This window comes from Pseudomonas sp. 43A, from assembly GCF_013363935.1.
In the GTDB taxonomy this organism is placed as follows: domain Bacteria; phylum Pseudomonadota; class Gammaproteobacteria; order Pseudomonadales; family Pseudomonadaceae; genus Aquipseudomonas; species Aquipseudomonas crudilactis.
Map to the genome: position 1 here is coordinate 5,857,672 of NZ_CP054880.1, position 26,648 is coordinate 5,884,319.

26 protein-coding genes are annotated in these 26,648 nt (G+C 60.4%); 4 read left to right on the forward strand and 22 right to left on the reverse strand.

Annotated elements, in window-relative coordinates; all coding sequences use genetic code 11:
* Position 1 precedes the first annotated feature (1 nt).
* The 7 genes from HUW52_RS25810 to ppc form a co-directional block, all read right to left on the reverse strand.
* A complete protein-coding gene (locus HUW52_RS25810; protein WP_175555234.1) occupies positions 2 to 694 on the reverse strand; it encodes an extensin family protein in 693 nt (230 codons plus the stop codon).
* A 2-nt stretch (positions 695 to 696) separates the two neighbouring features.
* A complete protein-coding gene (locus HUW52_RS25815; RefSeq protein WP_175555235.1) occupies positions 697 to 1,533 on the reverse strand; it encodes an oxaloacetate decarboxylase in 837 nt (278 codons plus the stop codon).
* A gap of 31 nt (positions 1,534 to 1,564) precedes the next feature.
* Complete coding sequence (locus HUW52_RS25820; RefSeq protein ID WP_175555236.1) at positions 1,565 to 2,425, reverse strand: DUF72 domain-containing protein; 861 nt, start codon at positions 2,423 to 2,425, stop codon at positions 1,565 to 1,567.
* Entirely contained in the window at positions 2,425 to 2,733 is a 309-nt protein-coding gene (locus HUW52_RS25825; protein ID WP_008078387.1) for a hypothetical protein, read from the reverse strand. Before HUW52_RS25825 ends, HUW52_RS25820 begins: the two co-directional genes overlap by 1 nt.
* Positions 2,734 to 2,955: 222 nt before the next feature.
* Positions 2,956 to 3,630 carry a tRNA (adenosine(37)-N6)-threonylcarbamoyltransferase complex dimerization subunit type 1 TsaB gene (gene tsaB / locus HUW52_RS25830; RefSeq protein ID WP_175555237.1) on the reverse strand — a complete coding sequence of 225 codons (675 nt, stop codon included), beginning with the start codon at positions 3,628 to 3,630 and terminating at the stop codon, positions 2,956 to 2,958.
* Between the two features lie 93 nt (positions 3,631 to 3,723).
* Complete coding sequence (gene adk, locus HUW52_RS25835) at positions 3,724 to 4,374, reverse strand: adenylate kinase (RefSeq protein ID WP_008078383.1); 651 nt, start codon at positions 4,372 to 4,374, stop codon at positions 3,724 to 3,726.
* Positions 4,375 to 4,674: 300 nt separating this feature from the next.
* Entirely contained in the window at positions 4,675 to 7,305 is a 2,631-nt protein-coding gene (gene ppc / locus HUW52_RS25840; RefSeq protein ID WP_175555238.1) for a phosphoenolpyruvate carboxylase, read from the reverse strand.
* A gap of 213 nt (positions 7,306 to 7,518) precedes the next feature.
* Between ppc and HUW52_RS25845 the strand changes: the two genes are divergently transcribed.
* From HUW52_RS25845 to HUW52_RS25860, 4 genes are all read left to right on the forward strand, one after another.
* Positions 7,519 to 7,863: a pilin assembly protein gene (locus tag HUW52_RS25845; protein WP_175555239.1), complete on the forward strand. Its 345-nt coding sequence runs from the start codon at positions 7,519 to 7,521 to the stop codon at positions 7,861 to 7,863.
* 377 nt (positions 7,864 to 8,240) lie between these two features.
* Positions 8,241 to 8,645 (forward strand): DUF4398 domain-containing protein, encoded by a 405-nt coding sequence (locus HUW52_RS25850; protein ID WP_093436697.1) that lies wholly within the window; start codon positions 8,241 to 8,243, stop codon positions 8,643 to 8,645.
* A 54-nt stretch (positions 8,646 to 8,699) separates the two neighbouring features.
* A complete protein-coding gene (locus tag HUW52_RS25855; protein WP_007908901.1) occupies positions 8,700 to 9,488 on the forward strand; it encodes an OmpA family protein in 789 nt (262 codons plus the stop codon).
* A gap of 114 nt (positions 9,489 to 9,602) precedes the next feature.
* Entirely contained in the window at positions 9,603 to 9,764 is a 162-nt protein-coding gene (locus tag HUW52_RS25860) for a hypothetical protein (RefSeq protein WP_175555240.1), read from the forward strand.
* A 69-nt stretch (positions 9,765 to 9,833) separates the two neighbouring features.
* On the opposite strand, the gene HUW52_RS25865 is transcribed toward HUW52_RS25860, so the two are convergent.
* The 15 genes from HUW52_RS25865 to HUW52_RS25935 form a co-directional block, all read right to left on the reverse strand.
* On the reverse strand, positions 9,834 to 10,163 hold the full coding sequence (locus HUW52_RS25865) for a hypothetical protein (protein ID WP_016983545.1): 330 nt from the start codon (positions 10,161 to 10,163) through the stop codon (positions 9,834 to 9,836).
* Complete coding sequence (locus HUW52_RS25870) at positions 10,160 to 11,065, reverse strand: alpha/beta hydrolase (protein ID WP_175555241.1); 906 nt, start codon at positions 11,063 to 11,065, stop codon at positions 10,160 to 10,162. Before HUW52_RS25870 ends, HUW52_RS25865 begins: the two co-directional genes overlap by 4 nt.
* A 159-nt stretch (positions 11,066 to 11,224) precedes the next feature.
* Complete coding sequence (locus HUW52_RS25875) at positions 11,225 to 12,475, reverse strand: flavohemoglobin expression-modulating QEGLA motif protein (RefSeq protein WP_175555733.1); 1,251 nt, start codon at positions 12,473 to 12,475, stop codon at positions 11,225 to 11,227.
* 60 nt (positions 12,476 to 12,535) lie between these two features.
* Entirely contained in the window at positions 12,536 to 13,090 is a 555-nt protein-coding gene (locus HUW52_RS25880; protein ID WP_175555242.1) for a hypothetical protein, read from the reverse strand.
* Positions 13,091 to 13,252: 162 nt separating this feature from the next.
* Positions 13,253 to 13,966 carry a TetR/AcrR family transcriptional regulator gene (locus HUW52_RS25885; protein WP_175555734.1) on the reverse strand — a complete coding sequence of 238 codons (714 nt, stop codon included), beginning with the start codon at positions 13,964 to 13,966 and terminating at the stop codon, positions 13,253 to 13,255.
* A gap of 105 nt (positions 13,967 to 14,071) precedes the next feature.
* Positions 14,072 to 15,574 (reverse strand): lysine--tRNA ligase, encoded by a 1,503-nt coding sequence (gene lysS, locus HUW52_RS25890; RefSeq protein WP_016983551.1) that lies wholly within the window; start codon positions 15,572 to 15,574, stop codon positions 14,072 to 14,074.
* Positions 15,575 to 15,688: 114 nt separating this feature from the next.
* Positions 15,689 to 16,784 (reverse strand): peptide chain release factor 2 gene (gene prfB / locus HUW52_RS25895; protein WP_099758102.1). Its coding sequence is split into 2 segments (ribosomal slippage): positions 15,689 to 16,711 and positions 16,713 to 16,784, totalling 1,095 coding nucleotides; the frame shifts between segments, so codons are not numbered across the junction.
* A 311-nt stretch (positions 16,785 to 17,095) separates the two neighbouring features.
* Positions 17,096 to 18,097, reverse strand: a complete 1,002-nt coding sequence (locus tag HUW52_RS25900; RefSeq protein WP_175555243.1) for a PleD family two-component system response regulator — start codon at positions 18,095 to 18,097, stop codon at positions 17,096 to 17,098.
* 48 nt (positions 18,098 to 18,145) lie between these two features.
* On the reverse strand, positions 18,146 to 19,156 hold the full coding sequence (locus tag HUW52_RS25905; protein ID WP_016983556.1) for a chemotaxis response regulator protein-glutamate methylesterase: 1,011 nt from the start codon (positions 19,154 to 19,156) through the stop codon (positions 18,146 to 18,148).
* Complete coding sequence (locus HUW52_RS25910; protein ID WP_016983557.1) at positions 19,153 to 21,438, reverse strand: hybrid sensor histidine kinase/response regulator; 2,286 nt, start codon at positions 21,436 to 21,438, stop codon at positions 19,153 to 19,155. Before HUW52_RS25910 ends, HUW52_RS25905 begins: the two co-directional genes overlap by 4 nt.
* A complete protein-coding gene (locus tag HUW52_RS25915; protein WP_016983558.1) occupies positions 21,435 to 22,118 on the reverse strand; it encodes a chemotaxis protein CheW in 684 nt (227 codons plus the stop codon). The genes HUW52_RS25910 and HUW52_RS25915 overlap by 4 nt, the downstream gene beginning before the upstream one ends.
* Positions 22,115 to 23,386, reverse strand: a complete 1,272-nt coding sequence (locus tag HUW52_RS25920) for a CheR family methyltransferase (protein WP_175555244.1) — start codon at positions 23,384 to 23,386, stop codon at positions 22,115 to 22,117. The genes HUW52_RS25915 and HUW52_RS25920 overlap by 4 nt, the downstream gene beginning before the upstream one ends.
* Complete coding sequence (locus HUW52_RS25925) at positions 23,383 to 23,919, reverse strand: chemotaxis protein CheW (protein WP_016983560.1); 537 nt, start codon at positions 23,917 to 23,919, stop codon at positions 23,383 to 23,385. Before HUW52_RS25925 ends, HUW52_RS25920 begins: the two co-directional genes overlap by 4 nt.
* Entirely contained in the window at positions 23,919 to 25,541 is a 1,623-nt protein-coding gene (locus HUW52_RS25930; protein WP_016983561.1) for a methyl-accepting chemotaxis protein, read from the reverse strand. Before HUW52_RS25930 ends, HUW52_RS25925 begins: the two co-directional genes overlap by 1 nt.
* 292 nt (positions 25,542 to 25,833) lie before the next feature.
* Positions 25,834 to 26,556: a tellurite resistance TerB family protein gene (locus tag HUW52_RS25935; RefSeq protein WP_016983562.1), complete on the reverse strand. Its 723-nt coding sequence runs from the start codon at positions 26,554 to 26,556 to the stop codon at positions 25,834 to 25,836.
* Between the last annotated feature and the right edge of the window lie 92 nt (positions 26,557 to 26,648).

Genomic DNA, 26,648 nt, shown 5'->3' on the forward strand with positions numbered 1-26,648 from the left:
CTCAGCGACACACGCTCCAGCGGCCGACATCGACATGAAAGTGATTGCGATGGGCGGCGTTGTAATCCGGACTCAACACCAGACTGAACGCCTCGCAGGCGCCATCGCGCACCTGACGCAGAAACTGCGCGTCCTGATTTTGCCTGGGCCAGTCCCTGAGTACGCTGATGCTGCGGCCGTCGGCCAGACGAAACCCGGCAATGTCCAGCGCATCAGCACTGGCATGACGGCTGAGCGCGCCGCTTTCGCGGTTGTAGACATTGCGGCAGGCGAAGCTGCCGAGGTGATCGAGGCGTACGACTTTCTGACCGTAAACCGACTGTGCTGCGGGTTGCAGCGAATGCTGCTCGAACATCGCGTAGGCCACCGCCAGCGGACAACTGGCGAGAAAACTGCTGCTCAGCGCCACCTCACCGCCCTGTACGCGCAGGGCGCCGATCAGCGGGCACTTGGCGTCAGGACTGTCGGATTGACGCGTGACGCGCAAGTCAGAGCTGCTCAACGCTTGCGCACAGAGTTGTGGGTCGCTGCGCAAACGCATCAGCTTGTAGCCGGTCAGCCAATTGGGCGTGGCTTTGACGTCCAGCGGCGCCCATGGATTCCATTCTGACGGCACGTCCAGCCAACCGCGCCAGACACTGATCAACGCGCCGCCGATGATCAACAGGACGCTTAGCGCAATCCATCGCCCCATGCTCAACCCTGGAAGAACTGATTGGCCTTGGCGTACGGCATCGACTGCGAGGTAAAGCCGAAGGTGCCGGATTGCTGGATCTCTTCAGCGGCGCGGAAAAACTCGCCGAACGCTGCCAACGCCAAGGCCGAACCGGTACTGATCCGCCGCACTCCCATGTTTTGCAGCTCCTGCACGGTCAGTTTCAAACCGCCGGACATCAGCACGTTGACCGGTTTCGGCGCCACCGCGCGTACCACCGCCAGCACTTCTTCGGCGTTGCGCAAACCTGGCGCGTACAACACGTCGGCGCCGGCCTCGGCGAAGGCCTGCAAGCGGCGAACGGTGTCGTTGATATCGGGATTGCCGTGCAGATAATTCTCCGCACGGGCAGTCAGGATGAAGGGGAATGGCAACGTGCGCACCGCGGCGACCGCAGCTTCGATACGCGCCACGGCGTGTTCAAAGCAATAGATCGGCGCGTCTGCACGGCCCGTGGCGTCTTCGATCGAGCCACCGACCGCACCCGCCTCGGCCGCACAAATCAGGCTTTTCGCGGCTTCGGCCGGGTCATCGGCAAAACCGTTTTCCAGGTCCACCGCCACTGGCAAATCGGTGGCCGCGACAATCGCGCGGACATTGGCCAGGGTCTCATCAAGACTCAAGGCACCGTCAGCCTTGCCCTGTGAAAACGCATAGCCGGCGCTGGTCGTCGCCAAGGCCTGATAGCCGAGACTCGCGAGCATTTTTGCCGAGCCGGCGTCCCACGGATTGGGAATGACGAAAGTCCCCGAATGTTCATGCAGGGCTTTGAAGGCGTGGGCCTTACGGGTTTGTTCTTGAAGGGCTGAGGCGTCCATCGGCTGGCTCCCGGGCAGGAAAAATTCCGCCTCAGAGCAGGTCAAGCTGCTCGGCGGCGGGCTCTCTGTATAGCTCAGGCAGCGCTGGCAGGCCAGGCAAACGTTGCATCAGTTGTGCGTGAAAACGTTGCGCCAGTTTTGCCGCCAACAGGTTGTCGGCGGTGTGCAGGAAGATGTACGGCGTACGGCCCTCTTCAATCCACTCGGCGATTTTCGCCACCCACGGCAGCAGAAACGGGTCGTTGGCCTCAAGCTCTGGATGGCCAATGAAGCGCACTTGCGGAAACTGTGTGAACGCCGCCGGACGCGTCGGCACTCGCGGTTTCTTCGATTGCGCGTGAATCACCGAGGACTCAGTCGACAGGCAACTGAACAGCGCACGCGGGTCGAGGCAGATGCGTTCCACGCCACGGTCCAGCAGCAGGCGATTGAGCAGGCGTTCGCTCTCGCCCTTGGCGAAGAACTGTTCATGGCGCACTTCCACTGCCAGCGGGCAATCCAGCGCATCGATGAACGCCGCCAGTTCCGGCAGCCGCTGCGGCGTGAAGCTTTTCGACAATTGCAGCCACAGCGGCGAGACGCGCGCACCGAGGGGCTTGAGTAATTGCAGGAAAGTTTCTGCGGCGGTCAGCTGGTCGCGCAGATCACCGCTGTGGCTGATGTCGCCGGGAAATTTGGCGGTGAAGCGAAAGTGTTCGGGCATGACCTCGGCCCAACGCTGCACAGTGGCGGGCGATGGACTGGCGTAGAAGGTCGTGTTGCCTTCGACGGCGTTGAACACTTGCGAATAAAGACCGAGGAAATCGGAGGTTTTGGCGTCTACCGGGTACAGATACTCGCGCCAGGCGTTTTCGCTCCAGGACGGGCAACCGAGGTAGTAAGGCAAATCCATCAGATGTACAGATCGAGGCCCAGCACGTCTGCATCCCAATCGACAAAACCGGCGGTGCTCAGGTAGCTGGCCAAGGCCATTGCTACGCTCTTTTTCATCGCACGGTGGTAGATCATGTCTTGCTGACGGGCAGGCAGATTGCTCAGGCGTTGGGCCGAGGCTTTGGCAGCGCGGGCGGCCAGTTGCTCTTCAGTCGGGAATTCCAGCTCGCCGTCGATATCGTCGACGGACTCATCCACAGTCACATTGCCTTTGCGAGGCTTGCGCTTGATGGGGTAGGACTGAGAGGAAAGGCCGTCTATACGCATAATTTCATGCTCGGTATCGATGATGGCAATTTAGCGGCACTTGACCGACTTAGCAAACCGCCGAGTGATAACTAGAACACATAAAGCGCAAAAGGTTTAAAGCGGGGGGTTGGAAACTGACGATTGGCTTCAGAAGATCAAAAGATCGCAGCCTTCGGCAGCTCCTACATTTGGAGTGCGATCCTTGTAGGAGCTGCCGAAGGCTGCGATCTTTTTAAAGGCTCAACGAGCCTTGGGGGTGGCGACCTTGTCGCGCAGGTAAACCGGTTGTGCGTCATCCGCCGGGATCGACTCGCCGCGTTCCCAGGCAAAACGCGCCAGCGTCAGCAGGTCTTCGGCATGGGGCAGCATGCCCGCATCCGAGCCGGTCAGCTCGACCGCGATCCGCTCGCCATAACCCCAACCGGTGCCGGCGCCGAACCACTCACCACTGGCATCCGCCGGCAGCGCAGCGACTTCCGGTGGCAACACCGCTTCGGCAGCGACCAGCCGCATCTCCCCCGCTGTTTCGCGGTAGCAGCCCCAATACACTTCATCCATCCGTGCATCGATGGCCGCCGCCACCTGACTCACGCCATGTTCACGCAATGCGCGCTGGGCCAGCACGGCAAGGTTGGACACCGGCAACACCGGGCGATCCAGCGCGAACGCCAGACCCTGGACCACACCAATAGCGATCCGCACACCGGTAAACGCGCCCGGTCCGCGACCGAAAGCAATCGCATCAACCGCTTGCAGCGTGGTGCCAGCGTCGGCCAGCAGTTGCTGAATCATCGGCAGCAGCTTCTGCGCGTGCAGGCGTGGGATCACCTCGTAATGGCTCGTGACCTTGCCGTCATGCAGCAAGGCAACGGAGCAAGCTTCAGTCGCGGTGTCCAGGGCCAGCAAGGTGCTCATCGATGTTTCCAAAACAGGGGAGGGAAAAAGTGCGTCAGTATAAACAACTACGGCCCGCAAGCGGGCCGTGGATGATGCAGCCGATCAGACTTTTCAGCTCAGCGCGGCCAGCACCTTGGCGGTGATCGCATCGACCGAACCAACGCCCGGGATGTGGCTGTACTTCGGCTTGCCAGCGTTTTTCGCGGACAGGCTCTGATAGAACTCCACCAGCGGCTTGGTCTGCGAATGGTAGACCGACAGGCGATGACGCACGGTTTCTTCGGTGTCGTCCTTGCGCTGTACCAGCTCTTCGCCGGTGATGTCGTCTTTGCCCGCGATTTTCGGCGGGTTGTAGACGATGTGGTAAACGCGGCCGCTGGCTTCGTGAACACGACGGCCGGCGATGCGTTGAACGATTTCTTCGTCTTCAACAGCGATTTCAACCACTGCATCCAGCTCAACACCGGCAGTTACCAACGCTTCAGCCTGCGGAATGGTGCGCGGGAAGCCGTCGAACAGGAAACCGTTGGCGCAGTCTGGCTGAGCGATGCGATCCTGAACCAGTGCGATGATCAGGTCATCCGACACCAGGCCGCCGGCATCCATGATGCTCTTGGCTTGCACGCCCAGTGGAGTACCGGCCTTGACCGCTGCACGCAGCATGTCGCCAGTGGAAATTTGTGGAATGCCGAATTTTTCGGTGATGAACTTAGCCTGAGTACCTTTACCGGCCCCGGGAGCTCCCAGCAGAATGACGCGCATTAGATGTGCTCCTCAATTTTTTTATAAAAAGCTTTTACAAAACAAAGGATTCGCCGCTTGGGACGAATCCTGAAAATACGGGTCGTGGCCGCACAAACGGCCAAAGGCTGATCAAGATACACAGCAGGCTGCGCCCACACAAGACGCCAAAAGTCGGAGAAACCGACGCCCCCCGCGACCTCGCGACGCGGTAACCCAAGTCGCAACCCCATCCTTAACTGTCGCCTGGCGGCACTTTCGCCGGTCAGGCAACGTGACAGCCAGGTCTTCGTCCGGCTACCGCGCCCCACGACAAAAACGTTAGCCGGTATTTCGCAAACCGGCGGCAATCCCCGCCACAGACACCAGCAACGCCTGTTCCACCGGGCTGCCCTGCTCGACATCCTGCTGCCGCGAGCGGGCCAGCAATTCGGCCTGCAATAGATGCAGCGGGTCGAGGTAGGTGTTGCGCAAGCGGATGAATTCAAGGGTATCCGGGCTATGTGCCAGCAGCTGCGACTGGCCAGTCAGGCCGAGCACCACCGTGCACGCCTGCGACAATAGGTCGCGTAACTGCGCGCCCAACGGCAGCAAGTCCGGCTCGACCAGACGCTGATCGTAGGACAGTGCGATATCCGCGTCAGCCTTGGCCAGGACCATTTCCAGCATGTCGATCCGCGTGCGGAAGAACGGCCATTGCTCGCGCATCTGCCCGAGCAGTTCGCCTTCGCCGCGTTCCAGTGCTTTGCTCAGCGCCGACTCCCACCCCAGCCACGCCGGCAGCATTAGCCGCGTTTGTGTCCAGCCGAAGATCCACGGAATCGCCCGCAGACTTTCGATCCCGCCGGCGCGGCGTTTGGCCGGACGACTGCCCAGTGGCAAGCGACCCAACTCCTGCTCTGGCGTGGACTGACGGAAGTACTCGACGAATTGCGGATTTTCCCGCACGACCTGGCGATAAGCGCTGACGCCATCGGCGGCCAATTCGTCCATCAAGTGACGCCACTCTGGTGTCGGCGGCGGCGGAGGCAGCAGCGTTGCTTCAAGCACCGCCGCCAGATACAGATTGAGGTTTTGCTCGGCGATGTCCGGCAGGCCGAATTTGAATCGAATCATTTCCCCCTGCTCAGTGGTGCGGAAACGCCCGGCCACCGAGCCCGGCGGTTGCGACAGAATCGCCGCATGCGCCGGACCACCGCCACGGCCCACGGTGCCGCCGCGACCGTGGAACAGCAGCAGTTCGACTTGTTGCTCGCGGCAGATTTCCACCAAGCGTTCCTGCGCGCGATATTGCGCCCACGCTGCCGCCGTGGTGCCGGCGTCCTTGGCCGAATCGGAATAGCCGATCATCACTTCCTGCGGACCTTGCAGCCGTGCGCGGTAACCCGGCAGCAGCAACAGCCGCTCCATCACCGGCCCGGCGTTGTCGAGGTCGGCAAGGGTTTCGAACAACGGCACCACGCGCATCGGCCGCAGCACGCCAGACTCTTTGAGCAGCAGTTGCACGGCGAGCACATCGGAAGCTGCACCGGCCATGGAGATCACGTAGGAACCGAGCGAAGCGCCCGGCGCCGCGGCAATTTCCTTGCAGGTGTTGAGCACTTCGGCGGTGTCGGCGGACGGTTTGAAATGCGCTGGCAGCAGTGGCCGACGATTGCTCAGTTCGCGGGTCAGGAAGCTGATGCGCTGCTCTTCGTCCCAGTCTTCGTAGCGACCGAGGCCGAGGTAATCGGTGATTTCAGTCATCGCCGAGCTGTGGCGCGACGAGTCCTGGCGCACATCCAGACGCACAAGGAACAGGCCGAAGGTCACCGCCCGACGCAGACAGTCGAGCAACGGACCATCAGCGATCACGCCCATGCCGCACTCGTGCAGCGAGTTGAAGCACAGCTCCAGTGGATCGAGCAGATCGCGGTTGTTGTGCAGCACGTCTGTCGGCGCTGGCGTCGGTGCAGTCAGCGCAGCGTGTGCCCAATTGCGCGTGGCGCGCAGGCGTTCGCGCAGTTGCTTGAGCACCGCACGATACGGTTCGGCGCTGTCGCCGGCCTTGGCTTTGAGGGCGTCGCTGGCCTGTTGCATCGACAGTTCGGCAGCGAGGTGATCGACATCGCGCAGGTACAGATCGGCGGCCATCCAGCGCGCCAACAGCAACACTTCGCGGGTCACCACAGCGGTAACGTTGGGATTGCCATCACGGTCGCCGCCCATCCATGACGCGAAGCGAATCGGCGCCGCTTCCAGTGGCAGACGCAGGCCGGTCGCTTCATACAACGCCTTGTCGGCCTTGCGCATATGGTTGGGGATCGCTTGCCACAGCGAATGCTCGATCACCGCGAAACCCCATTTGGCTTCATCGACCGGCGTCGGTCGTGTGCGGCGGATTTCTTCGGTGTGCCAGGCTTCTGCAATCAGCCGTTGCAGGGTGTTTTGAATCTGTTCGCGTTCGGCGCTGGTCAGGTCGCGATGATCCTGCGCGGCGAGTTGCCCGGCGATCGCGTCGTACTTCTGGATCAGCGTGCGCCGCGCCACTTCGGTCGGGTGCGCGGTCAACACAAGTTCGATTTCCAGCCGCGCCAGTTGCCGCGCCAGCGATTCGGCGCTGTGGCCTTCACTGCGCAAACGCGCGAGCAATTCCGGCAGCACGCGGGATTCGAACGGCGCCGGCTGCGATTCCTCGCGACGATGAATCAACTGATACTGCTCGGCGATGTTCGCCAGGTTGAGAAACTGGTTGAACGCGCGCGCCACGGGGAGCAATTCGTCTTCGCTCAATTGATTGAGGCTGGCGCTCAGTTCGGCGTCCATCGAACCACGCCGATCGGCCTTGGCGCCCTTACGAATCTGCTCGATCTTGTCGAGGAAAGCCTCGCCGTACTGATCTCGAATGGTATTGCCCAGCAGCTCTCCGAGCAGGTGAACGTCTTCGCGCAAGCGTGCATCAATATCGGTCATCAGCAATTCCCCAGCAGTAATCCGGACGGCTTAGAAACGAGTGCATGACCTAGAGAGTGCCGCTCTACGACGCTTCTTACAAGCAGCCGACGAAGGGACGTTAAACCTTGTGGGCGAAAGCTAGTCTCAACAGTAAGCCGCACAACGGCTTGCCGCCGGCCCCGGCGGACACTCACCCAGACCTGCCATGAGCAGGTGCGAAATGAGGTCATCATGAAAATTCGTGAACTCGCCCAGCATTGGGAAGAAAACGCCAAAGGTCGTATGACCGACACTGGCTACGCGATTCATCTGGACGTTGAAGCTGCGGCGCGTCTGGCAGCGATTACCGAGATGTACCCCAAACGTCATGTCGAAGAATTGCTTGGCGAACTGATCGGCGCGGCGCTTGAAGAGTTTGAAGCGAGCCTGCCGTATGTGAAAGGTTCGACGGTGGTGGCGACCGATGAGGAGGGTGATCCGTTGTATGAAGACGTCGGGCCTACGCCGCGTTTTCTGGCCCTTTCGCGCCGGCATTTGCATGACCTCTCGGCCACTGCCGGCAAGCAAAAACACTGACACCACACAGATCAAAACTGTGGGAGCGAGCCTGCTCGCGAATGCGGTATATCAGTCGACATTGATGGTGACTGGCACACCGCATTCGCGAGCAGGCTCGCTCCCACATTGACTGTATTTCTGCCTCCAAATAGAGGCGTTTCCGGTAATGGAAATACCCGCGCGTACCGCTCCATCCCGCTAAAGTTCCCGCTTTAGAGCCTTGTCCAGTCGGTCAAAGTTTTTTTTGGCGATAGGCCATCTTTTCTGAACTTTTGAAAAACGCCTCCGGTCGGAACCTGTAACCACGCCTGGAACGAGCGTTTCAAAAACGCCTTTCACACGACGCTTTCGGCTCCTCGACCAGGATGGATTCAGTTGTTTTCAGGAGATGCCTAATGGAGTTGAAGACCATGAAAAACCAAACCTCGTTTACCCACCTGCGCGGTCTGAAACTGGCGGCTCTGGCCATCGGCACCAGCTTCGTACTGGCCGGTTGCGCCGGTAACCCACCGACCGAGCAATACGCCGTGACCCAGTCGGCGGTGAACAGCGCCGTCAGCGCTGGCGGTACCGAGTTCGCTGCCGTTGAGATGAAGCAAGCACAGGACAAACTGAAACAAGCCGAAATCGCCATGCACGACAAGAAGTATGACGAAGCTCGCATCCTGTCCGAGCAAGCCGAGTGGGACGCTCGCGTCGCCGAACGCAAGGCTCAGGCCGCTAAAGCCGAACAGGCTGTGAAGGATTCCCAGAAAGGTGTTCAGGAACTGCGTCAGGAAAGTCAGCGCACCGTGCAGTAAGCGCGCATCCCGACCGCAAAGCTGAATCTCTTATCGATAGAAAGGAAGAAAATTATGCGTAAGCAACTGATGATCCCCGCTCTCCTCGCCGCAAGCGTTGCCTTGGCTGCCTGCTCGACTCCGCCTAACCCGAATCTGGAAAACGCGCGCACCAACTACGCCGGCCTGCAAGCCAACCCACAGGCGAGCAAAGTCGCAGCACTGGAAACCAAAGACGCCAGCGACTACCTGGACAAGGCCGACAAGGCTTATCTGGACAAGCAAGACGCGGCCAAAGTCGACCAACTGGCCTACCTGACCAACCAGCGCGTGGAAGTGGCCAAGCAGACCATCGCCCTGCGCACCGCTGAAAACAATCTGAAGAACGCCGCCGCCCAACGTGCCCAGGCGCGCCTGGATGCTCGTGATCAGCAGATCAAGCAGCTGCAGGACAGCCTGAACGCCAAGCAGACCGATCGCGGTACGCTGGTGACCTTCGGCGACGTGCTGTTCGCTACCGACCGTGCTGACCTGAAATCCAGCGGTTTGGTGAACATCAACAAACTGGCGCAATTCCTTCAGGAAAACCCGGATCGCAAAGTGATCGTCGAGGGTTACACCGACAGCACCGGGACCGCCAGCCACAACCAGTCGCTGTCCGAGCGTCGCGCCAACTCCGTGCGCACCGCGCTGGTGAAAATGGGCGTTGATCCAGCGCGCATCGTCACTCAAGGCTACGGCAAGGAATACCCGGTTGCCGAGAACGGCAGCGCCTCCGGCCGTGCGATGAACCGTCGGGTGGAAGTGACCATTTCCAACGACAACCAGCCAGTGATGCCGCGTTCGGCGGTCAGCTCGAACTAAGCGCCCTGCTGTAACGCAAAAGCCCCGCCTGAGTGATCAGGTGGGGCTTTTTTGTGGGGGCTGATATCGCGGCCCCTCACCCCAGCCCTCTCCCGAGGGAGAGGGAGCTGATTTGTGCTGCTTTCAGAATTTGTGTTCGACACGATGGATCAGGCTGGTTTTTTTGTGCGGGCTGAAATCGCGGCCCCCACAAAAAAGCCCTCTCCCGAGGGAGAGGGCTGGGGTGAGGGGCTTTCAGAATTTGTGTTCGAAACGATGGATCAGGTCGGCGCATAGCGAAAGAACACCTCGGTCAGTCCCCTCTCCCTCTGGGAGAGGGTTAGGGTGAGGGCTGAACCTGCAGAATCACTCTTGCAGCTTCTGCGGGGTCTCTTCGCCCATGCAACGCACCGCTTTTTTCTGTGCATTGATCAACACGCCGGTCAGGCCTTTCTGCTCGGTATCAAACAACACCAGCACGCCATCAATGCACTGCGCCACTTGCGGTGCCGGATCCAGAGAGACTTTGTAATCCTCACCCGGCACAGTCTTGAGCATGGTGAATTCATTGAGCAGCAACGCATCCTCGGGTTTGGCGAAATGCAGGTAACCGTAGTACCACAGCGCCCCGACGGTGCCGAGGATGCTGCAGATACCGGTGATGATCAGCGGGATGGCGTTACGTTCTTCACTCATTGCGGACTCTCATCTTCAGAATTCGGGGGTTGCGGGTAATTGGGGATTTCGCCGAGACGACGCAGGCCGTTGAAATGCTCTGGATCCTCCAGATAGCGCAGCATCACTTGGCGCCACACCGGATCGCCAAACGTCTGCACATGCCCGCCACGGGTCAGTTGCAGCACGCGCGGGGGCGGCGCAGCTTGATACAGACGGATGCCGTTGGAAAGCGGCACCAGCGGATCGTCGATGCTGTGGAAGATCAGTTTCGGCACGCCGTTGAGCTGCGGCATCGAGTTGATCGCGCTGTCGCCGTCCGGCACCAGCCACGACAACGGCACTTGAAATGGCCAGGTCAGCCACGAGGTGCTGAGAGCATATTGGCCAACGCTGCGATAGCTGGCGGGCACACCGTCTAGCACCAGCGCTTTCAGCTGTTTTTGCCGCTCGGGATGCTGCACCAGCCAATGCACGGCCATTGAACCGCCGAGGCTCTGGCCGAGCAGCACCAGCGGTTTACCTTTGACTTCCGGCGCCTTGTCCAGCCACGCAAACGCCGCGTCGATGTCCTGATAGATCGCCGGCAAACTCGGCTCGCCCTCGGACAAGCCATACCCGCGATAGTCCACCAGCAGCACTTGATAGCCATTTTTCGGCAGCCACCAACTGCCGCCCAAGTGCATCGGCAGATTGCCGCCGTTGCCGTGCAGGTGCAGGACGGTGCCCTTGACCTCTACGCCGGGTTTGGCCGGCAGCCACCAGGCATTGAGCTTGAGGCCATCCGCCGTGACCAGCGTGACGGTGCGGTATTCGAGTTTGGCTTTTTCCGGGGTAAAAATCTGGCCCGGCTCGGGATAGAACAACAAAGAGCTGCAACCGCCGAGGGTCAAGAGCAGGCAGAAGATGCCGAGGATTCTCATCCGGTGAAACCTCGCAGAATTTGGTAATACGATTCGGAGAAAAACATATAACCCTGTGGGAGTGAGCTTGCTCACGAAGGCGGAGTGTCAGTCGACATATGCGCTGAGTTTCAAACCGCTTTCGCGAGCAAGCTCGCTCCCACAGGTTAAGGGTTTGGCTTAAAGGATATTGGAGTAATCCGCTTCGATCCGGTCCAGGCTCAAATGATTGAGGAAGTTGGAGAAGCACATCCATGCCGACAATGCATTCAAATCGCGGAACTGGTCCGGCAGATATTTCGGCGGCACCACCAGTCCCTCATCCACCAACTGACGCAAGGTACGCATGTCTTCCAGCGTGGTCTTGCCGCAGAACAACAACGGAATCTGCTCAAGCTTGCCTTTACGCACGGCCAACTGAATGTAGTTGTAAACCATGATAAAGCCCTTGAGGTAGGACAAGTCTTTGGTGAATGGCAGACCGGTCGGCGTCGATCCACGGAAAACCCGACTGGCGTTGCCATAACTTTCTGCCATTTCAAAACCCTGCTCGCGGAAGAACTCGAAGATCTGCAAGAAGTCCGCGCCCTCCTCGACCATGTGAATGGCGCGGGTGCGGTTGGTCAGTTTGCGCAGGCGGCTCGGGTAAGAGGCGAAGGTGATGATTTCCATGAGGATCGCCAGGCCTTCCTGCGTCACTGTCGACGACGGCGGGCCTTTGGACAGGAAGGTGCAAATCGGCTGGTTCAAACCGTTGAGCGTGGTGCCAACGTGCACCAGGCCCTCGTGGACTTCCAGCGCGCGCACGTCGCGGTCGTTGAACATCGCGTCGGTGCGGATCTTGATGTAATCCGCGCCCGCCGCCGCGTCGGCAACGATGCCGTCGGACTCAAACACGCGGATGGTTTCCTCAGCCTCGCCAAAAACCTTGTTCAGACGAGTCTGCAGCAGGTGAACGGCGTCCTTGGCGGTGAGGATTTTCGGCTCGTCCTTCAGATCGCCACGGCCATCAATGTTGTTCAGATAGTCGGACATCATCAGGCCGAGATCGGCCAGCGTCGGGTCACCAGCGTGGAAAGCATCGGACGCGGCGCCGTACAGCTCTTGCGAGATCAGACCGAAATCCTCGGTGCCGCGCGCTTCGAGCATGCGCACCACCATGCGGTATTCCTTGCACATGCGCCGCATGATCTGCCCGACCGGGTTGAACTGGCCGAGCTGGCGGGTGATGTCGCGCTCGATGTTCTGGAACTCCAGTTTGACCTTGCTCGAATCAAAGCTCAGCGGCCGATTGAGGTAGTAGTCGCGATCAATGGCGGGCATTTCCTTGCCCTTGGCCTTGAGGAAACCCTTGCGGATATTCTCGTCCCACTTGACCGCGTCGAGCACACGGATCGGCGTCTGCGCCAGCACAATGCGGTCGGACAACATGCGTATCGTCTGCTGGTAATCGTCCACCCGAAACTCCTGAAGAACACCTGACGTAATGAATTATTTGGCGCGAGCCTGACGCTGGTAGCGCACAGCTTCGACGAAGACATCGGAATTGGCCGGATCATCGAGGTAAGCAAAGACCTTGTCGAGGTTACTGTCGACCTGCACGCCGTCGCCATCGTCGGTCTGGAAGGCCTGACCGTCGAGGGCTTTTTGTTTGATCGCCTGGTTGATCTGCTCGAGATCGAGGTTGTAGACCACCAGTTCGTGTTTGTCGGTGAGTTCAAAGCCGGCGATGGTAAAGTGGCCACCGTACTGCGCCGGGACTTTCGCCGACAGATACCAGCGGTTGCCATGGCGCGACACGGTGAAGGGATAGGCTTCGCGTTCGCGGGGTTTGGCCTTGAAGTACGTAACAGCCTGATAGCGGTCGTTGCCCAAGCGCGTCAGCTCAAGGTTCATCGGCTCGCCCCAGGCGTTGGTGCTCGACCATTTGCCGAGCAGGCCCTTGGGCGCCGGGTCGCTGGCGGTCAGTGGCTCTTTGAAGGTCACCAGACAGCCACTGAGCAGCAGGAACGACAAGGCGATCAGCACGCCACGCCAGGCTTTCATTCAATACTCCCTATGAACATTCGCCGCCCCTTGAATACTCCACCGAACCTGTGGGAGCGAGCTTGCTCGCGAAAGCGTCAGCACAGCCAACATTAGTGTTGAATGTCAGTCCGTCTTCGCGAGCAAGCTCGCTCCCACAGGGTTCGGTGTTTCCCCTGAGGATCAGACCGACGCGAGCACCAGGTGCATGTAGCGCGTCAGAATGCCGAGCATGTCCTCTTCGGCCAAAGGCTCGGCGTCGTTGAGCAGGCCCTGATATTCCATCCGTCCGATAATCGCCGTCAACACCTTGGCATCCTGTTGCGGTTCGCGCGAGCCCAATACCTGAAACAACTGGCAAGTGCCCTGCAGCAGAATCTGCTGATGCGAGCGCACCAGAATCGCCAGACGTGGGTTGAGCAACGCCTCCTGACGGAACGCCTGTTCAGCCATCAAGTGCTCACGACGGTTGACCAACTGCCGGTGCACGTAGTCCGCCATCAGCCGCGCAATATCGTCAGCCAGTTGCGAGCGCGACTCCGGACTGCCGTCGCCACTGACGACCATGTCACGCAACAGGCCTTCATTGTTGATCCACAACTTGGCCATGTACGCAGCGCTGCGCTCGACGTATTGAGCGAAGGTATCGGTGAGCAGGTCGTCGATATCCTTGAAGTAATAGGTGGTCGCCGACAACGGCACACCGGCCTCGGCAGCCACGGCGCGGTGGCGCACCGCGCGCACGCCGTCACGCACGACAATCCTCATCGCCGCGTCGAGAATGTCCTGTCGACGCTGCTCACTGCCCTGTCGGCTGGCCTTGCGACCCTGGTACTGAACACTTTCAGCGACCGCAGTGGCGATACCCGCTGCACCTTCTTGAGCGATTGCAACCATCACGACTGGACTTCCTCTGCTATTTCAAAAGTAACCAATTGATACATTTGTACCAGACAGGCAATAAAAAGCCGCCTGTTTTAGGCGGCTTTTCAACTGAAACGTTTACGCTTGCGGTCGCATGTGCGGGAACAGGATCACATCGCGGATCGACGGTGAGTTGGTCAGCAACATCACCAGACGGTCGATGCCGATGCCTTCACCCGCCGTTGGCGGCATGCCGTACTCCAGCGCGCGCACGAAGTCGGCGTCGTAGTGCATGGCTTCGTCGTCGCCAGCGTCCTTGTCGGCCACCTGCGCCATGAAGCGCTCGGCCTGGTCTTCCGCGTCGTTCAACTCGGAGTAGGCGTTGGCGATTTCACGGCCACCGATGAACAGCTCGAAACGGTCGGTGACGTTCGGGTTGTCATCGTTGCGACGGGCCAGCGGCGACACTTCAAACGGGTACTGAGTGATGAAGTGCGGCTGTTCCAGCTTGTGCTCGACCAGCTCTTCGAAAATCATCACCTGCAGCTTGCCCAGACCTTCGAAGCCCAGCACCTTGGCGCCGGCCTTCTTGGCGATGGCGCGAGCCTTGTCGATGTCGTTCAGATCATCGGCGGTCAGCTCAGGGTTGTACTTGAGGATCGAGTCGAACACCGACAGGCGCACGAACGGCTCGCCGAAGTGGAACACCTTGTCGCCGTACGGCACGTCGGTGCTGCCCAGCACCAGCTGCGCCAGTTCACGGAACAGTTCTTCGGTCAGGTCCATGTTGTCTTCGTAGTCGGCGTAAGCCTGGTAGAACTCCAACATGGTGAATTCAGGGTTGTGACGAGTCGAAACGCCTTCGTTTCGGAAGTTGCGGTTGATCTCGAAAACCTTTTCAAAGCCACCAACCACCAGACGCTTGAGGTACAGCTCAGGGGCGATGCGCAGGAACATTTCCATGTCCAGCGCGTTGTGGTGGGTTTCGAACGGCTTGGCCGCAGCGCCGCCCGGAATGGTCTGCAGCATCGGCGTTTCGACTTCGAGGAAGTCGCGCTTCATCAGGAAGCTGCGGATGTGCGCGATCACTTGCGAACGCACGCGGAAGGTCTGACGCACTTCTTCGTTGACGATCAGGTCAACGTAGCGCTGACGGTAGCGCTGTTCGGTGTCGGTCAGGCCGTGATGCTTGTCCGGCAGCGGACGCAGCGATTTGGTCAGCAGACGCACGCTGGTCATTTCAACGTACAGGTCGCCCTTGCCGGAACGCGCCAGAGTGCCTTCGGCGGCAATGATGTCGCCCATGTCCCAGGTTTTTACCGCGGCCAGGGTGTCTTCCGACAAGGTTTTACGGTTGACGTAGACCTGGATGCGACCGGTCATGTCCTGAATCACCATGAACGAGCCACGGTTGAGCATGATGCGACCGGCGACCTTGACCGGGATTGCAGCCTCTGCCAGCTCTTCCTTGGTCTTGTCCGCGTATTTCTTCTGCAGATCTTCGCAGTAGTTTTCGCGGCGGAAGTCATTCGGGAAGGCGTTGCCCTTGGCGCGCTCGGCAGCCAGCTTTTCCTTGCGCAGGGCGATCAGGGAGTTTTCTTCCTGTTGCAGGGCTTGCGGGTCGAGTTGTTGGTCGCTCATGTCTTTAGATATTCCATCAGGTTCGTTGCCCCCGGACCTTGCGGCCCGGGGATCGCCAGCAGGGCTGGCTCCTACAGGGATCGTGCTGAATCAGCCGATGCTGTATTGCGTCTTTTACAGCCCGGATTTCAGGCTGGCTTCCAGGTATTCGTCGATATCACCGTCGAGTACCTTGTCGCAGTCGCTGCGTTCGATGTTGGTGCGCAGATCCTTGATCCGCGACGCATCGAGCACGTACGAGCGGATCTGGTGACCCCAGCCGATGTCGGACTTGGTGTCTTCCAGCGCTTGCGACGCGGCGTTGCGTTTCTGCATTTCCTGCTCGTACAACTTGGCCCGCAGCATTTTCATGGCGGTGTCCTTGTTGGCGTGCTGGGAACGTTCGTTCTGGCAGCTGACCACGGTGTTGGTCGGTACGTGAGTGATACGTACGGCCGAGTCGGTGGTGTTTACGTGCTGACCACCGGCACCGGAGGAACGATAGGTGTCGATCCGCAGGTCTGCCGGGTTGATTTCGATTTCCACCTTGTCGTCGATCTCTGGCGAGACGAAAACCGCGGAGAACGAAGTGTGGCGACGGTTGCCGGAGTCGAACGGGCTCTTGCGCACCAGACGGTGCACGCCGATCTCGGTACGCAGCCAGCCAAAGGCGTATTCGCCCTTGATGTGCACGGTCGCGCCTTTGATACCGGCGACTTCACCAGCCGACAGTTCCATGATGGTCGCGTCGAAACCGCGTTTATCCGCCCAGCGCAGGTACATGCGCAGGAGGATGTTGGCCCAGTCCTGGGCTTCGGTGCCGCCGGAACCGGCCTGGATGTCCAGGTAGGCGTTGTTCGGGTCCATTTCATGGCTGAACATGCGACGGAATTCCAGCTTGGCCAGATTTTCCTCGAGACGGGCCAGCTCGGCGACGACATCGCCCACTGCGCCTTCGTCGTTTTCTTCGACGGCCATGTCCAGCAGGTCGCGGCAATCGGCCAAACCGCCGTTCAGTTCGTCGAGAGTATCGACGATCTGTGCCAGCGCGGCGCGCTCGCGGCCCAGTTCCTGGGCGTATTCAGGTTTGTTCCAGACACTCGGATCTTCAAGCTCGCGATTGACTTCGGTCAGACGCTCATGCTTTTGATCGTAGTCAAAGATACCCCCGAATAGTTTCGGAGCGCTCGGACAGGTCCTTGATGGTGTTCAGGATCGGGTTGATTTCCATGACGGGCAGCACTCGTTGGCGAACTTTTGAAAGCCGGCGAGTATAACGTAATCAGGCTGTGACGGCAGCCCGTCTGGCGGGTGTGGGGATCATTAAAGCCTTTGCCCTCACCCTAGCCCTCTCCCAGAGGTAGAGGGGACCGATTGGGGGATATTTGAGAGGTACGCCGACGTGAAAGGGCTTGGCTGAATCCGGAAATGCCAAGCTTGCAGATCCATAATCGACTCGGTCGATCAGGTCGATGTACAGCGCCAGACACCTCGGTCGGCCCCCTCTCCCTCGGGGAGAGGGCTGGAGTGAGGGAAAGGGCGTTACTCGATCCCGACCTGATTACGCCCGTTGTTCTTGGCCAGGTACAGGCCCCGGTCCGCCGCCGAAATCAGCAACCGGCAATCACTGCCCGCCTGCGGCACCATCGTTGCCAAACCAATACTGATCGTCAGGCTCGCGCCTTCAGCCGGGGCGTTATGCGGAATATTCAGCGCGGCCACGGTCTGACGCAATTTCTCTGCAACCAGCCGCGCACCACCCGGCGAGGTGTTCGGCAGCACCAGCACAAATTCCTCACCGCCATAACGCGCCGGCAGGTCCGACGGTCGCGCGCTGGCATCACGAATCGCCGTGGCGACCTTGCGCAACGCCTCATCCCCTTCAACGTGGCCAAAGCTGTCGTTGTAGGACTTGAAGTAATCAACGTCGATCATCAGCAACGACAACTGGCTCTGGTCACGCAGCGAGCGGCGCCACTCCAGTTCCAGGTACTCGTCGAAGTGGCGGCGGTTGGACAGTCCGGTCAGACCATCGGAGTTCATCAAGCGTTGCAACACCAGATTGGTGTCGAGCAGTTGCTGCTGGCTGACCCGTAGCGCGCGGTACGCGGCATCGCGTTGCAACAAAGTCATGTAGGAGCGCGAGTGATAGCGGATGCGCGCCACCAGTTCGATGGTGTCCGGCAGTTTCACCAGATAGTCGTTGGCCCCAGCGGAGAACGCCGCGCTCTTGATCAGCGGGTCTTCCTTGGTCGACAGGACGATGATCGGAATGTCCTTGGTCGCCGGGTGATTGCGGTATTCGCGCACCAGGCTCAGGCCATCGAGGCCGGGCATCACCAGGTCCTGCAGGATCACCGTCGGTTTGATCCGCACCGCCTGAGCAATGGCCTGCTGCGGGTCGGAACAGAAGTGGAAGTCGATGTTTTCCTGATTCGACAGCCCACGGCGCACGGCTTCGCCGATCATCGCCTGATCATCCACCAACAACACCATGGCGGCGTTTTCGTCGGTTTTAATGTCGTCGATCTGTAAGTCATTCATGGGCGGTCACCTGAGTACTGCGGGGGCCAGGATTGCGGATTGACCTGATCATCTGGGGAAAATCTCCTGCAATCGTGGCGCTATTCTTTCCAGCGGACGTATTTCTACGGCGGCATCAATGGCCGCAGCGGCCTTGGGCATGCCGTACACCGCACTGCTTTGCTGATCCTGCGCGATGGTCAGATAACCCTGTTGGCGCATGAGCTTAAGCCCTTGCGCCCCGTCGCGTCCCATCCCGGTCAATAAAACCCCGACCGCATCACCGTTCCAAAAGCTGGCGACGCTTTCGAAAAACACGTCGATCGAAGGCCGGTAGATCTCGTTGACCGGCTCGGCGGTGTAGGCCAGCGTGCCGTTTTTCAATAAGCGAATATGGTGATTGGTGCCGGCCAGCAGCACCGCGCCGGCCTGTGGCGGTTCGCCTTCGCGGGCGAGCCGTACATCGAGGCCGCTGGCGCTTGCCAGCCACTCTGCCATGCCAGCGGCGAATACCTGATCGACGTGCTGCACCAGCACAATCGCCGCCGAGAAATCTTTCGGCAAGCCTTTGAGCAACACCTCCAGCGCCGCCGGCCCACCTGCCGATGAGCCGATCGCCACCAATCGCTGGCACGAAGCGGAGCTGCGCTGGGCAGTCGGTACCGGGCGTGAGCGTTGCGGTTTCTCGCCGATCAGCCAGCCGATGTTCAGGATTTTGCGCAACAACGGCGCTGCCGCTTCCCGAGCATCACCGACGCCGAGGGCCGGGGTATCGACCACGTCCAGCGCGCCGTGGCCCATGGCCTCGAAGACCCGGTGCACGTTTTGCTGACGATCGACGGTGACGATGACGATCGCGCATGGGGTTTCAGCCATGATCCGCCGAGTCGCTTCGACGCCGTCCATCACCGGCATGATCAGATCCATCAGGATCAGGTCCGGGGTGTTTTCGGCGCACAGTTGCACCGCCTCGGCACCGTTGCGGGCGACCCAGACCACCTGATGCGCGGGCTCGAAGGCCAGCGCCCGGCGCAGCGCCTCTACCGCCATGGGCATGTCGTTGACGATTGCGATCTTCATGCCCGCGCTCCTCCGATAAGCTCGACCACTGCGTCGAGCAGGGCGTCGTCATGAAAACTGGCTTTGGCCAAATAATAGTCGGCGCCGGCATCGAGGCCACGGCGACGATCCTCTTCCCGATCCTTGTACGACACGACCATCACCGGCAGCGATTGCAGACGGTTATCGCGGCGCAGCAATGTGACCAGTTCGATGCCGTCCATGCGCGGCATGTCGATGTCGGTGATCAGCAAATCGAAGTCCTCCGAACGCAGCGCGTTCCAACCGTCCATGCCGTCCACCGCCACCGCGACGTCGTAGCCGCGATTGAGCAGCAGTTTGCGTTGCAGCTCGCGCACGGTCAGCGAATCGTCGACCACCAGCACCCGCTTTCGCGCCGCCTCGGCGGCCTGATTGCCATGACGGGCGATGCGCTCAAGGCGCCCGGTATTGAGCAGTTTGTCCACCGAACGCAGCATGTCTTCGACATCGACGATCAACACCACCGAGCCGTCGTCAAGCAAAGCGCCGGCAGAGATGTCCTGCACTTTGCCCAGACGTTCGTCGAGTGGCAAGACCACCAGCGTGCGCTCGCCAATGAAACGCTCCACGGCGACGCCATAAATCGTATCGCGCTCGCGAATAACCACGACTTTAAGGGTTTCGCCGCTGTTCTGGCTGGCCGGGCGGTTGAGCAACTGACTGGCCGCAACCAGCCCGACATGCTGGCCTTCGTGCCAGAAATGCTGACGGCCCTCGACTTGCACGATGTCTTCCGGCGCCAGATCACACATGCGCTCGATGTGCGCCAGCGGGAAGGCATACGCCTCTTCGCCGACTTCCACCACTAGGCTGCGCACCACCGACAAGGTCAGCGGCACTTCCAGATGGAAGCGACTGCCCTCGCCCGCCGTCTGCTCCAGCACCACCGCACCGCGCAACTGACGAACCATGTGTTGGACGGCATCGAGGCCAACGCCCCGCCCGGACACTTCGGTGACCGTGTCGCGCAAGCTGAAACCGGGCAGAAAGAGGAAGGTCAGCAGTTCTTCTTCGCTTAGCTGCGCTGCGGTTTCGGCTGGTGATAACTGCCGCTCGACGATGCTGCGGCGGACCTTCTCCAGGTCGACGCCATTGCCGTCATCGCTCAATTCCAGCACCAGCAGACCGGCCTGATGTGAGGCGCGCAAGCGGATCAGGCCTTCCTCGGGTTTACCCTTGAGCAGGCGTTGCTCAGGGGTTTCGATACCGTGATCGACTGCGTTGCGCAGCAAATGGGTCAGCGGTGCTTCGAGTTTTTCCAGCACATCGCGATCAACCTGAGTCTTCTCGCCTTCGATCTCCAGGCGTACCTGCTTGCCCAAGCTGCGGCCCAGATCCCGGACCATGCGCACCTGACCGGTAAGCACATCGGCAAAGGGCCGCATGCGGCAAGCCAACGCCGTATCGTAGAGCACTTGCGCACGCTGGCTGGCCTGCCAGGCGAATTCGTCGAGTTCGGCGTTTTTCTCGCTCAGCAGTTGCTGGGATTCGGCGAGCAGACGGCGTGCGTCTTCCAAGGCTTCCAGCGCTTCCAGACTCAGCGCGTGTTCCTTAAGGTGGACGTTGAGGTTTTCCAGCGCACGCAGACCATTGTTCTGCATGCGTTTGAGGCGCTGCATGGTCGCCAGATGCGGTTTCAGGCGCTGGGTTTCAACGAGTGATTTGCTCGACAGATCGAGCAGGCTGTTCAGGCGCTCGGCGGTAACGCGCAAGACGCGTTCGCCACCTTCGGTGGTGCGTTTGTTGTTGCGTGGCGCTGGCTCTGGCATCTCAGTCGGAACGTCGATAACGGGCGCTGGCGGTGTCGGCTCAACTCGCGGAGCTTCCAGTTGCAATTCGGCCATGACTGGCGTTGCGACAACGGGCGAGGACGATGGATCCAGCAACTGCGCCATCAACGCCACATACGCTTCGATGTCAGCCGGTTGCGGAGCATTCGCTGGCGTCGCAACGCGCATCAGCAAATCGGTGCCCTGCAACAACGCATCGATATGTTCGGGGCGCAGTAACAAGCGCCCTTCTTGCGCGCTGACCAGACAATCTTCCATGACATGGGCGACGCTGACGCCGCTGTCGATGCCGACAATTCGTGCCGCGCCTTTGAGCGAGTGCGCCGCGCGCATGCACGATTCCAGTTGATCGGCCTGAGTCGGGTTGCGCTCGAGTGCCAGCAACCCGGCGCTGAGTACTTGGGTCTGCGCTTCGGCTTCGAGGCTGAACAACTCCAGCAGCGAGGCGTCGCGCATTTGCTCGGGGGTCATGTGAGGCTCCGGGTCACGGCGGACAGCAGCTGTTCTTCATCCAGCCAACGCAGGCTGCGCCCTCGATATTGCAGAACACCACGGGTGTATTTGGCACTGGTTTGCGCGCCGGACTGCGATGCCGCATCAAGAATGCGCTCGTCGATGGCATGAATGCCGTCGACCTCATCCACCGGCACCACCACCGGCCCGCCATGGGCAGCGATGATCAACATGCGCGGCATGATTCGCACACCTGTGGCCGGCGCGGCGTTGCCATCCAGATCGAGCAATTCAACCAGTGACAGGCACGCCACCAGCGCGCCACGCACATTGGCCACGCCGAGCAAGGCTCGCGAGCGCTGGTGCGGCAGCGAGTGAATCGCTTGCAGCGGCGCCACTTCGACGAGACTGCGCGTCGCCAGCCCCAGCCATTCTTCGCCGAGCCGGAACATCAGCAGCGAGCGGGTTTTCACATCGCTTTCCACAGCGATCGCCACCGGGTCGCGCTCGTCCTGCTGCAACGCATAACGGTCAAGCAAGCGCGTGGCGGCGGCGGAATACACCGAGCAATTGCGGCAATGAATATGGTCTTCCAGCAGCGGGCAGGACTTGTCGCCGTGAATGCCGATGCGGTTCCAGCAATCGTCGATGGCCCGGGCGTCTTCGTGGGTGACGTTCAAGGTGTCGGACGGGATCATCGTTTACGCTCACTGTCGGCGGTGCGGCCGCTGCGGGCGGCGCGCTCCTGCAATCGTCTGGCACCGACGCTGTCGCCCTGGGCCTGCAGCAGCGCAGCCAGGTGCATCAACGCTTCGGGGTGTTGCGGTTCGAGGTACAAAGCCTTGCGATAGAATCCCTGGGCTTCGAGGGTCAGGCCGGCGACATCACTGAGCAAGCCGAGCCAGTAGAACACCTGGGCCACCGGTTCGTGGCTGCGCAAATACTGTTCACACGCGGCGCGCGCTTCGGCACTTTTACCCTCGTTGGCCAGCGCGGCGATGTTGGCCAGCAACGTCGCCGCGTCCGGGTTCGCGCTTTTGCTGGCGGTTGGCAGTGGTGTTACGGCGGCAAACGGTCGATTGCGCACCGGCGCTGGCGGCGTGCTGCGCTGCGGTTGGCTGATCGGCACCGCGATCGGTTTGGGTGTCGGCAGCGGTTCGGGATGCGGCTCACTGTGGCGACTGAAAGCAAAGGATTGCGGGATGCCGATCGAACGCATGCCCAACCGCCCGAGCAGACTGCCCTCGGCCGGGCCGATAAACAGCACGCCATCGAAATGGGTCAGGCGCTTGAGCACCTCGAACACCAGTTTTTGCGTCGGCTGATCGAAATAGATCAGCAGGTTGCGGCAGAACACGAAATCGAACGCCGGCTCACTGGCCAGAAGTGTCGGATCCAGAACATTGCCGACCTGCAAGCGCACCTGCTCACGTACGTTCTCGTTGACCCGATGGCCGTCCTGCTCAGGGGTGAAATGCCGTTCGCGAAAGTCCAGATCCTGGCCGCGAAACGAGTTTTTGCCATACAGCGCGCGCCGCGCCTTCTCCACCGACAGCGGACTGACGTCCATGCCATCGACCTTGAACTGGTGCGGTTTAAGCCCGGCATCGAGCAAGGCCATGGCAATCGAATAGGGTTCTTCGCCGGTGGAGCACGGCAGGCTGAGGATACGCAGCGCGCGCATGTTGTTCAGCTCGGCGAGGCGATTGCGCGCCAGTTTGCCCAGCGTGGCGAAGGATTCCGGGTAACGGAAAAACCACGTTTCCGGGACGATCACCGCTTCGATCAGCGCCTGTTGCTCATCCCGCGAGCCTTGCAGCAACTGCCAATACTCATCGGCATGCGCCGCTTGCGAGAGCGTTGTACGCTGACGCAAGGCCCGCTCAATGATCGCCGGACCCACCGACGTCACATCAAGGCCGATGCGTTCTTTGAGAAAGTCGAAAAAACGCTGATCGCTGCTCATGTCTGCGCCTCGAGCTGCGCCGGACTCAGCGGACGATCGGGGAACAGCAAGGCGCGCACCTCGTCATCGAGCAAGTCATTGACCCGCACCCATTGCACCAATCCCTGCGCATCTTCGCGAACAGGGCCGAGGTATGGCGCCTCGCGGTTGTCGAGGCCGTAAGGCTGAAACTCGTGCGGATGGCAACGCAGGGTGTCGGTGGCCTGTTCGAGAATCAGCCCGAGCCATTGCGCCGGCTGCGCTTCATCCGGCTGATAATTCACCAACACCAGCCGTGTACTGGTGCGCGCCTCGGCGGGATGGCCAAAGGTCAATGCACTGAGGTCGATCACCGGCACCACCGCACCGCGATAGGCAAACACCCCGGCGACCCACTGCGGCGCGCGCGCAATCGGCTTCAACGGCAGGCGCGGCAGTACCTCCGCCACTTCGGTGGCGCGCAGGGCGTAACGCTCGCTGCTGATGCGAAACAGCAGGAACAACGCCGGCTTCGCCACCTGCGCAGCGCTGCGTTTGGCGATGATTTCGCTCATCAGACTTTGAATCGCGAAACGCCGCTGCGCAGCCCGACGGCCACTTGGCTCAGTTCGTCGATGGCGAAACTGGCCTGACGCAACGATTCGACGGTCTGGCTGCTGGCGTCGCCCAACTGCACCAGCGCGTGGTTGATCTGCTCGGCACCAGTGGCCTGCGCCTGCATACCTTCGTTGACCATCAGCACCCGTGGCGCCAGCGCCTGCACCTGATGGATGATCTGCGACAGCTGTTCGCCGACCTGCTGCACTTCAGACATGCCGCGACGCACTTCTTCGGAGAATTTGTCCATGCCCATCACACCCGCCGACACCGCCGACTGAATCTCGCGAACCATCTGTTCGATGTCGTAAGTGGCGACAGCGGTCTGATCCGCCAGCCGTCGCACTTCAGTTGCAACCACGGCGAAACCGCGACCGTATTCACCGGCCTTCTCGGCTTCGATCGCTGCGTTGAGCGACAACAGGTTGGTCTGGTCGGCAACCTTGACGATGGTCACCACCACCTGGTTGATGTTGCCGGCCTTCTCATTGAGGATCGCCAGTTTGGCATTGACCAGATCGGCCGCGCCCATCACCGAGTGCATGGTGTCTTCCATGCGCGCCAAGCCTTGCTGGCCGGAGCCGGCGAGCACCGAGGCCTGATCGGCCGCGGTGGACACTTCAGTCATGGTGCGCACCAGATCGCGCGAGGTGGCGGCGATCTCTCGGGACGTTGCGCCGATTTCGGTGGTGGTCGCAGCGGTTTCGGTGGCGGTGGCTTGCTGTTGCTTGGAGGTGGCGGCGATCTCGGTCACCGAGGTGGTGACCTGCACTGACGAACGCTGTGCCTGGGACACCAGTGCGGTCAGCTCGGTCATCATGTCGTTGAAGCCGGTTTCCACAGCGCCGAATTCATCCTTGCGGTCGAGGTTCAGGCGCGAACTGAGGTCGCCGGTGCGCATGGTTTCGAGGATCTGCACGATGCGGTTCATCGGCGCCATGATTGCGCGCATCAACAACAGCCCACACAAACCAGCGGCCAGGACGGCGACCAACAGGGAAATGAACATGCTGACTTTGGCAGCCGCCACAGCCTCGTCGATATTGTTCATGGCCTCATCGGCGACTCTCTTGTTTTCACCGATGATGTCGTTGAGCTTCATACGCCCGGAATACCAGGCGGGCGTGAGCTTGTCGTGGAACATCCTGACCGCATCGGCTTCCAGGTTGCGCTTGTGCAGGTCCAGCACGGCATCCTGAATCTGGAGGTAGGCGTCGTGGTACTTCTCGAACGCGGCGAACTCGAGACGATCCTCATCGGTCGCCATGGTCTTGCGATAGTTCTCCATTTGCTCCTGCAAACGCGCCTCGAAAGCCTTGTAGTCGGCCGCGTCCTCGCTGGAAATCCCCTGGCCTTCCTTGAGCCCGAGCAGTTCTTGGGTCTGCAGATAACTGTCGACCCAGGCGCCACGGATCATCGAGCTGTAATAGACGCCGGGAATCGCGTCATCGCGCACGCTGTTTTCACTGGCCTCAATCTTCAACAGCCGTGAATACGAAACGACGACCATCAGCAACATGATGGCGATAATCACCGCAAAGCTCGCCAAAATGCGTTGGCGCAACGTCCAGTTCTTCACAGTGATTCCTCGTGCCTGATCGAAATGCGGGGAGTATAGCCGAGGGCGCTGTTTCATTTATAAGACGCTTTTGACCCTCGTGCCTGTCCGGCGGGGTTGGCGGGAAGGCTCTGGGGTGGGACTGTCCGACAATTGCGGGTGGGCGTGCCAGTGGGGTAATGGCAAAAAGGGACGATGGAATGGTCAGTGCCGTCGCTGTGGCCGGAAAATGCCTTCGCGAGCAAGCTCGCTCTCACATTGGAACGCAATACCCTGTGGGAGCGAGCTTGCTCGCGAAGGGGATCAGCCGGGTTTACGCCGATGCGATGCGCACCTGCTTCTCCAGTTCCACCTTCAACCCCGGCTCCAGCTTCAACTGCCGCGCCAGTTCATCCAGATAGCTCTTCTCCATGAAGTTCTCCTCATCCACGAGCATCACGCTGGCAATGTACATCTCTGCCGCCATCTCCGGTGTGCTCGCGGCGCGGGCGACATCGGTCGGGTCCAGGGGTTTGTTGAGCTCGGCGTGCAGCCAGTGCTGTAGCTCCTGATCGTTGTCGAGCTTGGTGAATTCGCCTTCGATCAGTTGGCGTTCGCGGTCATCGATATGGCCGTCGGCTTTGGCAGCGGCGACCAGCGCCTTGAGAATGGCCTGGCTGTGCTGTTCGGCCTGCGCCGGTGGCAAACGATCGAGGGTCTGCGGTTCACTTTGTGGGGCGGTGCCTTTTTGCGCGTTGTAGTTGCCGTAGGCTTTGTAAGCCAGCACACCCAGCGCAGCGAGGCCACCGTAGATCGCGACTTTACCGCCGACCTTGCGCACTTTCTTGTTACCGAGCAACAAGCCCATCGCGCCGGCCGCCAATGCGCCACCACCTGCGCCTGAGAGCAAACCGCCAAGGCCACCGGAGCCTGAAGCGCCGCTGAGCAAACCGCCCAAGCCACCGCTGGCCGATTTGTTCTGCGAAGCACCGGCCTTGTTCTGCAACAGATCCTGGCCGGACTTGAGTAGTTGATCGAGCAATCCACGGGTGTTCATGTTCCGCCTCCAAAACAGGGGTTATCCGGATCTATAAGGCCTCCAGCCTAGTTCGAAAGTGCCCCTGCCCTGCTTGCAAGTGTGCTTCCAGA